The sequence below is a fragment of the Candidatus Binataceae bacterium genome (assembly GCA_036495685.1).
Taxonomy (GTDB): Bacteria; Desulfobacterota; Binatia; order Binatales; family Binataceae; genus JAFAHS01.
In genome coordinates this window covers 1-10,608 of the sequence record DASXMJ010000078.1, presented here as the reverse complement: position 1 = coordinate 10,608, position 10,608 = coordinate 1, and the positions used below count along the sequence as shown (strand labels likewise).

Genomic DNA, 10,608 nt, shown 5'->3' with positions numbered 1-10,608 from the left:
GTCGGACCGGACGAAGCTCGAGTCCTTGAAGGTCACCTGCTCTCCCGATACCCTGCAGCCTTCAACATGCCGAGAGCGCAAGCACTGCTGCTGGCACTGCGTCAGGTTCTTCCATCTGTTTCTGATTCCGTACTCAAGCGTAGTCGCAAGTTGTATACGGCTGGAAATGCAGAACGGTGAAGCAATCAGATTCACCGAGTCACGGCGGCTGGACCGAGAGTCACCGGTTGGCGGACTATCCCAGAAGTATTGAGCCAGTTCGTTTCGACCCGATCGGGATTCTCGATACGATCGATGTCCCAGTCGTCGTCGTTAACCGAGACCTGACGATCGCATGCTTTAATCGGGCGGCGGCAGGATCCTTTCGCCTGAATTCCTCAGACCTCGATCGCCCGGCCGGCGCGGTCGCCGGACTCGCCAGCCTGCGGGATCTGGAGAGGTGGTGTGCGCAAGCGAGCCTGGCCGGTATGCCTTCCCGGCATGACTTCCGTTACGAGGACCTGACCTTCGTACTGCGTATCGCCCCGTACGCAAAGTACAATCACGAGATCGGCGGCAACGTTCTCACCTTCATGAATGTGACCGCTTTTCGCGCCAGTATTGACGAGGCGATTCACGAGCGCGAATACACCAAGGCGATCCTCAACACGGGGACTGATCCGCTGCTCGTCGTCGGCGAGGAGGTACGTCTACTGACCGCCAATCGGGCGTTCTATGAGATGTTCGGCATCACTCGCGAATCGCTGCAGAGTGTCTCGCTCGGCGGGCTGGCGAACGGTGCTTTCGACCTCGCGCGATTAAGGACGCAATTACGGGAGATGTTGGCTGACGGGAGCGAATTCAGGCCCTTCGAAGTCGAACACTACTTTCCACAGTACGGACGCCGGACGCTGATGCTCGGCGCCCGTTCGTTTTCTTTGCCACGCGATTCGCAGCGCCTCATTCTTCTGAGGTTCCAGGACATCACCGCACGCAAAGAGGCGGAGGTGATTAACGCCAGGCTGTCGGCAATCGTCCAGTCATCCGACGACGCAATCCTCAGCAAAGACCTCAACGGCATCATAACGAGCTGGAACCGAGGTGCGCAGAACATTTTTGGCTACACCCCCGATGAAGTTATCGGCAAGTCCATAACTATCCTCATTCCCACGGACCGAGCCGACGAGGAACCCACGATTCTCGAGCGCATCAGACGCGGGGAACGCATCGATCACTATGAAACCGTGCGTCGCCGCAAGGATGGGAGCCTGATCGACGTTTCGCTGAGTGTTTCACCGATCATCGATGAAGGTGGCGCGATCATCGGCGCATCGAAGATCGCTCGTGACATTACCCAGCGTAAACGCGCCGAGGAAGCAATCCAGGCAGCGGCACATGCAAAGGATGAGTTTCTGGCGATGTTGGGCCACGAGCTTCGCAATCCCCTCGGGGCGCTGGCGAGTGCCGTCCGAATACTCGACCTTGGAGAACTATCGTCCGATCATGCGGCGCGTGCGCGAGCGGTGATCGGCCGGCAGCTCGATCAGCTATCACACATTGTAGACGATCTTCTCGACGCCAGCCGTGTGACCAGCGCGAGGATGCGCCTCACCCTGCGACCGCTCGAGTTGAGTGAAGTCGTGGAGGGAACGATTGAAGCATTGCGCACACGTGGTGTGATGGACCGTCATCAATTGACACTCAGTGGACAGCGCGTGTGGATCAACGCTGATCAAACGCGCGTCGAACAGATCGTCACGAATCTGGTCGGCAACGCGCTGAAGTTCACGCCGGCAGGAGGGACGATTACTGTTAGTGTGCGCAACGAGGGTCCCTACGCGTTACTCGAGGTCAAGGATACGGGGGTAGGCATTGCGGCAGATATCCTTCCAAAGATCTTTGATCTCTTCGTCCAGGGCGAGCGGAGCCTCGATCGATCGCAGGGAGGGCTTGGCATTGGGCTCACGCTCGTGCGACGCATCGTAGAGCTTCACGGAGGAACTGTTCAAGCAGCGACCAACCGAGTTGGAATGGGAAGCACCCTTACCGTGCGCTTGCCTGCTGTACCCGCTCCGAATACTAACGTTGGTGAGCAGGCTCCACTAATAACTGCCGTGCCTCGTCCCCGACGGGTGCTCGTCGTGGAGGACAATGACGACGTGCGCGAGATGCTCAGTATCCAGCTCACGAACGACGGTCACGAGGTTCAGACGGCACATGATGGTCCAAGTGGGCTTCACGCCGCGCTTAGCTTTCGGCCGGATGTAGGCCTCCTCGACGTGGGCCTGCCTGGATTTGACGGCTATGCGCTGGCGCGCAAGATTCGGGCGCATGATGAGGGCAAGCAGATTTACCTGGTCGCGATAAGCGGATACGGCCAGTCCGAAGACCGACTTCGATCCAAAGAAGCGGGCTTCGACCATCATCTTGTAAAACCGATCGATGTCAATCAACTCGCACTACTGCTCCAGCAAACGGTTCGGTGACGAGCCGCACCCTGCCTGGACGAATGGGCGGTCGCACTGTCAGCAGCGCTGCCATTTCTCTAAGCCAAACTGACTCATACGCCGCTTGCGCCTCTGATACCGTTCGAGCCCTGAGCCCCGGACGAGGGCACCATGAGAGAGCAGATCGCGCGATTAAGGAGCATGGGCAGCGGACACCATACCAGCTCGCCGGACGTGTGGGTGTGCGCCGGTTGCGCACCGACGCCGAGGGTCAGATGGGTGATACGGCGCTGGCAAGCTGCTGCGACCTCCGATTGTGCAGGTGTGCTAGCCTGATGGGGTGCTGTGGAAGTTCGAACTGGTCGCGTACAATCCGAGTTGGCCCAAGCTCTACCAAAATGCGGTTCGGTCACTCCAACTTCATTTGCCGATGATCGTTGCGTTCGAGCACGTGGGAAGTACCGCGCTACCTGGAATGACGGCGGTTCCTACCATCGACATTCTTGCGGGGGTGCGCGAACTCGGGGAGATTGATGGCCCGGTCATTGCCTCGCTGGTCGCCGCTGGATGGGAGCATCGGCCGGACGTCGAGGCCCGGATTCCCAACCGGCGCTTCTTTAACCAGCCGTCTGGAACCAGGCACCGGACAACTCGCACCAGCCACCTCCACATCGTCAAGTTTGATTCGCAGCAGTGGCGCGACCCGATCACCTTTCGAGACTTTCTTCGACATCACGAGGAGCCCGCGCGCCACTACCTGAACCTCAAGCGGTTGCTGGCCAGCCGACCGTACCAGAACCCGTCAGACTATTCCGCGCAGAAAGCCGAGTTCGTCGCGAGCGTGCTCGCGTGGGCCACTGCTTGCTGATTGCGCGCATCCGAAACAGCGGCGAGGTGTTCTGCTTGCTTCGCGAGTCGCGAGTCGATTAATCGATGAGCCCGGCAGCGCTTCCCAGCATGCAACTGGTACCCATCGTTTTCGCCTCGGCCACTCTGGTTTCGACCGGATTCGGCGGTTTGGCAGCAGTGCGCTTTCGCGATCGCCTTCATCTGCTGCTGGGCTTCAGCTCGGGAGCCGTCCTGGCGGTGGCGTTGTTCGACATCCTGCCCGAGATCTTTGAATTGCCGGGCGGAGCTTCATATATGCCCCTAGCAGGGCTCGGATTCCTGGCCTTCTTCGGCCTCGAGCGCTACACGGCGATGCATCGAGCGCGGGAACATGAGCACGCGCTGACTACCCACGAGCAGGAACTCGGCGCGTTGTCCGCTGCGGGCCTGACGTTCCACAGTTTCCTGGACGGAATTGCGATAGGCGCCGGCTTCCAGAGCAGCATGCAGGTGGGCCTGCTGATCGCGCTTGGAGTAATCGCGCACGATCTCAGTGACGGCCTCAACACCGTGACGGTCATCCTCGCGCACGGGAATTCGGTGGGACGCGCCAGGCTCTGGCTCATCCTCGACATGATCGCGCCGGTGCTCGGTGCCTCTGCGACTTTACTGGTGCCGCTCAGCGGAGTTCTGCCCTGGATGCTCGCCTTCTTTGCGGGCTCGTTTCTCTACATCGGCGCTTCCGATCTGCTGCCCGAGGCGAAAGAACACGACTCGCCGCTGGTGGCCGTGGCCATGGCGGTGGGTATGCTGGTGATTTATCTGACAAGCCGGATGCTGCAGGGGGCCTGAGCGGGGGCAGCGCGAGCTCAGTTGGCTTGCGCGTTCCAGGTGCCACGCTCGCCCGAGGGCGACGACTCGAAGGTGCCCGCCAGGGTGTCGCCGTGGCGCTTGCCTTCGAAATAATAGGTCTCGGAGCCGTACGGCACTTGGAATTGCATGTGTTCACCATCCGACAAGGATCGGGTGAAGCCTTCGATCTGGGTGGGGCCGAATCCGTTCTGATGAATCACCATCTCACCGTGCAGAAATCCATTGGGCTGCGGACGCAGGCGCAGTTCCAGGTCCGGATGCCCGCCGCCGGGCAGGCCCGTAATGGTACCGGTCGCGACGGTGGCACCAAAGAGATCCGGTCCGGTCGAGCTCAAGCCGCCGCTGAATCCGCTGCCGCCGCTCCCGCCGGGAAGACCGTATCCACCGGGGAATCCTCCCGAGCCGGCGCTCGGATTGGATGCGGTATCCGAGACCACGCGGAATCGGCGCTGCCCGAAATACTGGCCGTTTAGATAAAAGTTTACGGTGTAAGTTCCCGGCAGAAACGCTCCGCCCCGGGAATTGCCCACCCGGCCGCTGAAAGTGGCGATCCTCTGATTGGTGGAGACGTTCTGCCAATCGTTGACGCTGCCCAGCGTGCGTCCATCGGGCGCCACATAAGCCGCATCGACTCGATATTGCCCGGGCTCGAGCCCATAGAGCCGATTATCGAAAGAGACCTGCCAGCCCACGAACAGCACCTTGGATGCCTCGAACGAGGTCGCGGAGCCCGACAGCGGGGTGCCGGTCTTGGTGGTATTCAGAAATTCGATCTCGCGGAGTTCCAGCGGTTTGCGACGGCGCTCGTCGATCATCGCGAGCTTGCGCGCTTCATCCTTGCGCTTTTGCTCGTCGGCCTTTTCGGCAGCCGTGCTGGCGGCCTCTTCCGCTTCGGCTTTCTTCCGTGCCGCGAAATCCTGAGTGACCGCAAAGGCGTTTTGGCCGAGCAGATCATTGTTCGCATACAGCCCGACCTTGTACTGACCCGGCGGCTTGTCGGTCATGGTCGGCATCAGCGCGACGCCGGAGAATTCTGCGGTCTTCTGCGCCGGGCCGATAAACATGTCGGCGGCGCTCGAGGCGATCTGTAGTCCATTCGGGTCGTAGAAGCGCGCCTCGACTTTTTCCGATCGTCCCTCCAGCCCGGCCAAGGCATTCTTGAAGGTCGCAGTCCATTTGAGGTAGCGCGCGTTGGTCAGGTCGGTGTCGTTGAACGATGCCTGCGGCGCGGCGATTGCGGTGCCCTCGCGCGTTGACAAGGCCAGGGTCAGTTGTTCGAAGTCGAGCGGATGCGAGCGCGCCTTCGCGACGCTTTCCTCGTGTTTCCACGGGAGAGCATCGATGTAGTCCTTGATCCCAAGCCGCGACTGGAGCTGCGGGTCGGAATAGATGTAGGTCGAACCGAAGGCGATGCCGCCGAGAATCACGCAAAAGATCAGGAACGACACGGCGCGGCGCGCGGCGCTCCGCGGCCGGCGCGCGCGCAGCATCGCGGTCGGCTCGAAGTTCTGGGCTATCAACGACAGGTCCGCAGTGCCGCTGCGCGCGCTTACTCCCAGACCGCCGGAGGTCGGCAGCCCGGTCCCGTACAGCATCATGTCGCGGAATTGCTGAACGTTGGCCGGGCGGTTGGTCGCCTCATAGCTGAGGGCGGCGTCGATTGCCCCGGCCAGGTTCGAGGAAGTCTCGGGGCGCAGTTCCCTGACCTTGGGAAACGCAAACGGCGGGAACTTTTCCGGGTCGCGCCCCGTCAGCGCGTAATGCAGCGTGGCGCCCAGCGAGTAAATGTCGCTGCGCGGATCGACATTGCCCTGGTACTGCTCGGGCGGCGCAAACCCGAGCGTCCCGATCATGGTGCCCTTGCGCGCGCCCTTGAACAGCCTCGCGATCCCGAAATCGATCAGGACCACGCGTCCCTTCGGCGTGACCATCACGTTCGAAGGCTTCATGTCGCGGTAGATTACGGGAGGCTCGTGCCCGTGCAGGTAGGACAGCACGTCGCAGAGCTGGCGCGCGATGTCGACGATCAGCCCTTCCGGCAGTGGACCTCTGCGCGCCGCCATCTCCTCTTCGAGATTGCGCCCCTCGACATACTCCATCACCAGGTAGTGCCGGTTCTTGTCGTCGAACCGATCCGTGATAGCGGGAATCGCCTGATGCTTGAGCTGGGCGAGCGTGTCAGCCTCGCGCGCGAAGTACTCGTTGGCCTCGATACGCTGCGCCTGGTCGATAAAATGATCGACCATCTCCTTGATCGCGCAGGGGCGGTTGGCCAGGCGCTGATCGCGAGCGAGGTAGACCATTCCCATGCCGCCGCCGCCGAGCAGCCGCTCGATTGCGTAGCGGCCCTGGAGGACGGTGCCCGTCTCGAGCGGGCCGGTCACGGGATTTGCCGTATCAACCATCTCTAATTCGCGAACACCACCGCCACCGAGATGTTGTCCGTACCACCGCCGGCATTGGCAGCGGCTATCAGCTCGCGCGCGGCCTCGGCGGGACTGCCGTGCCGGCGCAGAATTTTCGCGATGTCGGGGTCGTCAACGTGAGCGGTAAGTCCGTCGCTGCACAGCAGTATCCGATCGCCGCGTCTGAGCTTGAGCGCGATGCTTTCCGCCCCCGCCGCACCGCTCTGGCGCGCCCCGAGCGATCGGGTGATCACATTCTTGTGCTCGTGATGCTTCGCTTCTTCGGCGCTGATCTGGCCAATCTCGACCAGGCGTTGAACCAGCGAATGATCCTTGGTCACCTGCTTGAGCACTCCCCCTTCAAGAAGGTACGCACGGCTGTCACCGACCCAGGCCAACGCGACCTCTGGCGGCCGCACCAACGCGGTAACCCCCGTGGAACCCATCCCGCGCGATTCGGGATGAGCCGTCTGATATTCGATGATCTTCGAATTTGCTTCTTCGAGGGCCGCGACCATTAGCTTGCAAGGGTCCAACATATCGGCTCCCGCAAGTCGTGCCTGAACATAGCCGCGGATCGTCGTAACGGCAATTGCCGCAGCAATCTCTCCGGCCTCGGCACCGCCCATGCCATCGCAGACCGCATACAAGTGATTCTCCGCTGGTTCGACGAGCGAGTCTCGCCGGTATTCAGCCGCAATCACGGCGTCCTCGTTATGCTCGCGTACCATCCCGACGTCGCTCAGCACTGCGGCGCTGACCTGGATAAGGCCGAGCAGCCTTATCAACTCGGTCTTGAGGTCGTCGATGGTCTCCCAGCGGTCCTTGGTGTCGAACAGCAGCGCCCGCCGCACGGCCTGTTCGAGGTCGGGCGTCACGACGTGGGGCGGATAGAACCTCACCACCCCGGCCTCCTCACGCCAGCTCTCGCTTTCCAGCCGCTCTCCGGTCAGCCAAGTGTAGAGCAATGCGCCGGCGGAAAAGATGTCCGCGCGCTTGTCGACCCGTTTGCCGCGATAGATTTCCGGCGCGGTGTACCCGTCGTTGAAAATCGGTTCGGCCTGCAATTCGTTGTCATTGCTGACGTAGTCAAGTCCGGTCAGCTTGATTCTGCCGCCTCTGGTGACCGCGAGTGACTGCGGGCAGATGTCATTGAGGCGCAAGCCGCGGCGATGAACGAAAGCAATCGCCTGGCACACCTGGACGGTGGCGGCGATCGCTTCGGCCTCGCTGGTTTTGGAAGAACCGCGATGCAGGGCGGTCAGGTCTTCATCTTGATAGACGAGATACACGCGTCCATCCCGCGCAAAGCCCTCGATGGCACGCTGAAAGGCCGGATGATTCAGCGTGAGCGATAGCGCCAGCACCCGGCCGAATACTTCTCCGAGGTCATCTTCACTCTGGGAGGGTAATGTTTGTCCGGTGGCCGGCGCGACCGCTTCTTCTACGAGACTGGCTGCGGCTTCCACTTTGGTAGTCGCGCCGTTGCTCGCCGCCGGCGGCGGCTCCGCGGTCTCGGATTCCGCCGATGGTGTGGGTTCGGCGGCTGTCACCTCGGCAGAGCCGCTCTCGCCGGGCGCAGACGCCTGCACGACAGGCGGCGGCTTCAGCTCCGCGGTTTTTGCCGTCGGCCCGTGAGGATCGGGGGTGGGGGCGGCCGCAGGAGGTGGATCGGGCGATTCTTCCTTGCCCGAGTCTTCGCGCCGGTCGGACAGACGTTCGCGGACGATAAAAAATTCGGTTTTGCCTTCCTGGGTGCGGCTTACCCGATAACGGTTCTCAATCGACGATCCCGGCAGCGTCTCGACGACTTCGAACCCGCCCTTGAGAGTGGCGCCCACCGCCAGCGGCCTGGGCTTCGAAGCGGCGGCGACAGAGGTGGAGGCCGCTCCGGTCAGTCCCTGGCCGCAGCGGTCGCAGAATTTCGCGTCATCCGGAGCGACTTCACCGCATTGGGGACAGGTGATCATGCGCCGCTATCCTCTTCTAAACTGCAATATAGCACCGCCCAGGATCACTTGGTCGCGATCTTTCAGCTGGTAGAGCTGATCACGCCCAAGCTTCCCCCGTCCTGCGATGAAAGTCCCGTTCATGCTTCCGAGGTCGCGGATAAAAAAGTCCTGGCCACGGCGGATAATTTCAGCGTGACGGCGCGAAACCCTATCCACGCCGCGCTTGACCGTCACGAGGTCGACATCCAAGGCATCCGACGGGTCCTGCGAGCGGCCGATCACGGTGCGGTCGAGGTTGAGCTGAAATTCGGTTTCGTCACCCCGTACGATCAACCGCGCCCGGACCCCCGAAGTTTCCTTCCCATCCGCTTCCCGCAAGATTGCTGCCGGGCGCACCGGTGCGCTGCGCGGCGTCGGGGATCGCGCGCCGGTCCGGGCCGCGGGCGCGTCGCCGGTTCTTGCGATATTCCCCGCGGCGCGGGACTTTGTGGGACTCTTGAGCTCCTGGGTCTTTGCGGTTGAAGAAGGAAGCGGCTCGGGAGGGGCCGGTTGGATGACCGAGGCTACCAGTTTTGACCGCAGCCCCCGCTCGATCAGCGCCTTGGCCCGAACCCCCAGCTCGATGGCCTTTTTGACCGGCGGGCGGATGGTCCGTAGGGTCTCGGACGGGTTGGCCACTCCAGGCGGCGCACTCACACCCACTGGTGAAGGATTGTTCAGCACCACTGTCGGCATGTTGGTTATGGACGAGGGCGTTGGCACTGCGCGAGGCGTCGCAGCGATCGAACGGGGAGTTGGTGGGCTTGGTCTCGCCGCGCGCGGGGCCGGACTAATCGGGCTTGACAACACGACGGTCTGCATCGTGCGGAGCGGGCCGCTCGCAAGCCCATTCTGCGCGCTGTCTTCCGGGGCGGGCTCGGGCAGCGCATCCAGCATCGCACGGGACGACGGGAAGCGTTTGGCGATTTCGTGATTCAACGCACGATCAACGGCTCCCGCCGTGGCGTTGGAGACCTCGGCGGCCAGCTGCCTGACCGGGGGAAAGCTGAAGGGCGGCTCCAGTGCGGGGTCGCGGCCGGTTAGCAGATGGTGCATGGTCGCCGCGAGCGAATAGAGGTCGGAGCGCGGCTCGACATTGCCGGCGTACTGTTCGGGAGGCGCATAGCCCGGCGAGCCGATCTGGGTCGCGCGACCACCCTTGGGCAAAAATCGCGCGATTCCGAAGTCGATAAGCATCGCGCGGCCGTCCTTGTCGATCATGATATTGCCGGGCTTGAGATCGCGATAAACGATCGGCGGGTTTTGCGCGTGGAGGAACTCCAGCACCGACAGAATCTGCCGCGCCCATCTCAGGGTCCGGTCTTCACCGAGCTTGCCGCCCGACTGCTGGATGACCTTCTCGAGGTCGCCGCCGGCCACGAACTCCATCACCATGTAGTGGCGGCTGTTTTCGGCGAAGTGGTCGATTAGCGTCGGGATGCCGGGATGGGACAGGCGCGCGAGCACGGTCGCCTCGCGGGTGAAATCCTCAACGGCTTTTTTCTCGGCGATGCCGTCGCCCAGGATCATTTCCTTGACGGCGACGGGGCGATTAGCGAGGCGGGTGTCGTTGGACAGGTAGACCCGGCCCATACCGCCCACGCCGAGAACCTTCCGTACTCGGTATCGATTGTCGAGGAGATGACCCTCGGAAAGCGGCTCACCCGGATTCATTCAGCATCATCGATCCCCGGCGATGACTCTGCGGACAGGGCCAGCCGGCACTCCGCTTCCCACGCCGGGCAGCGTTCAAGAGATCGGATCTACCGTAAGTTTCAAAAATGTTTTGCCAATAATTATCTCGTCACCGGTCTTGAGCTCGATGGGACTGCCGGGTTGCAAGCGGGCCCCCCGGTTCACGTAAGTGCCATTCAAGCTGCCAATATCCTCAACGGTGATTTTGCCATCCGCGATTCTGATCAGTGCGTGTTTGCGGGAAATCTTGGCCTCCGGATCGTCCGCATCGAGATCGACTTCGGGGAATGCTCCGGTCTCCGGATCCCAGCGGCCGACCAGATTGTTTCCATCTTCGAGCGGGAACTCTTGATCCTTGCGCGGGCTGCCGCGCACTATCTTGAGCCGCGC

Annotated in this window: 8 protein-coding genes; 4 read left to right on the top strand and 4 right to left on the bottom strand. The window is 62.0% G+C overall.

Annotated elements, in window-relative coordinates:
* The 4 genes from VGI36_08780 to VGI36_08765 all read left to right on the top strand — a co-directional run.
* A partial coding sequence (locus VGI36_08780; protein ID HEY2485231.1) for a hypothetical protein occupies window positions 1-180 on the top strand: 180 nt, incomplete at its 5' end.
* Between the two features lie 47 nt (window positions 181-227).
* Complete coding sequence (locus VGI36_08775; protein HEY2485230.1) at window positions 228-2,465, top strand: PAS domain S-box protein; 2,238 nt, start codon at window positions 228-230, stop codon at window positions 2,463-2,465.
* A 301-nt stretch (window positions 2,466-2,766) separates the two neighbouring features.
* Window positions 2,767-3,294 (top strand): GrpB family protein, encoded by a 528-nt coding sequence (locus VGI36_08770; GenBank protein ID HEY2485229.1) that lies wholly within the window; start codon window positions 2,767-2,769, stop codon window positions 3,292-3,294.
* 65 nt (window positions 3,295-3,359) lie between these two features.
* Window positions 3,360-4,106 (top strand): ZIP family metal transporter, encoded by a 747-nt coding sequence (locus VGI36_08765; GenBank protein ID HEY2485228.1) that lies wholly within the window; start codon window positions 3,360-3,362, stop codon window positions 4,104-4,106.
* Between the two features lie 17 nt (window positions 4,107-4,123).
* On the opposite strand, the gene VGI36_08760 is transcribed toward VGI36_08765, so the two are convergent.
* The 4 genes from VGI36_08760 to VGI36_08745 all read right to left on the bottom strand — a co-directional run.
* Window positions 4,124-6,532, bottom strand: coding sequence for a protein kinase (locus VGI36_08760; protein HEY2485227.1), 2,409 nt, complete (start codon window positions 6,530-6,532; stop codon window positions 4,124-4,126).
* A 2-nt stretch (window positions 6,533-6,534) separates the two neighbouring features.
* Window positions 6,535-8,502 (bottom strand): Stp1/IreP family PP2C-type Ser/Thr phosphatase, encoded by a 1,968-nt coding sequence (locus VGI36_08755; GenBank protein ID HEY2485226.1) that lies wholly within the window; start codon window positions 8,500-8,502, stop codon window positions 6,535-6,537.
* A gap of 6 nt (window positions 8,503-8,508) precedes the next feature.
* Complete coding sequence (locus tag VGI36_08750; protein ID HEY2485225.1) at window positions 8,509-10,197, bottom strand: protein kinase; 1,689 nt, start codon at window positions 10,195-10,197, stop codon at window positions 8,509-8,511.
* A gap of 75 nt (window positions 10,198-10,272) precedes the next feature.
* Window positions 10,273-10,608 (bottom strand): FHA domain-containing protein (locus VGI36_08745; protein HEY2485224.1); only part of this gene is annotated, 336 nt, incomplete at its 5' end.

Coding starts and splice junctions, on each gene's coding strand:
- VGI36_08765 (HEY2485228.1), top strand. CDS start 3,360: ATGAGCCCGGCAGCGCTTCCCAGCATGCAACTGGTACCCATCGTTTTC.
- VGI36_08760 (HEY2485227.1), bottom strand. CDS start 6,532: ATGGTTGATACGGCAAATCCCGTGACCGGCCCGCTCGAGACGGGCACC.
- VGI36_08755 (HEY2485226.1), bottom strand. CDS start 8,502: ATGATCACCTGTCCCCAATGCGGTGAAGTCGCTCCGGATGACGCGAAA.
- VGI36_08750 (HEY2485225.1), bottom strand. CDS start 10,197: ATGAATCCGGGTGAGCCGCTTTCCGAGGGTCATCTCCTCGACAATCGA.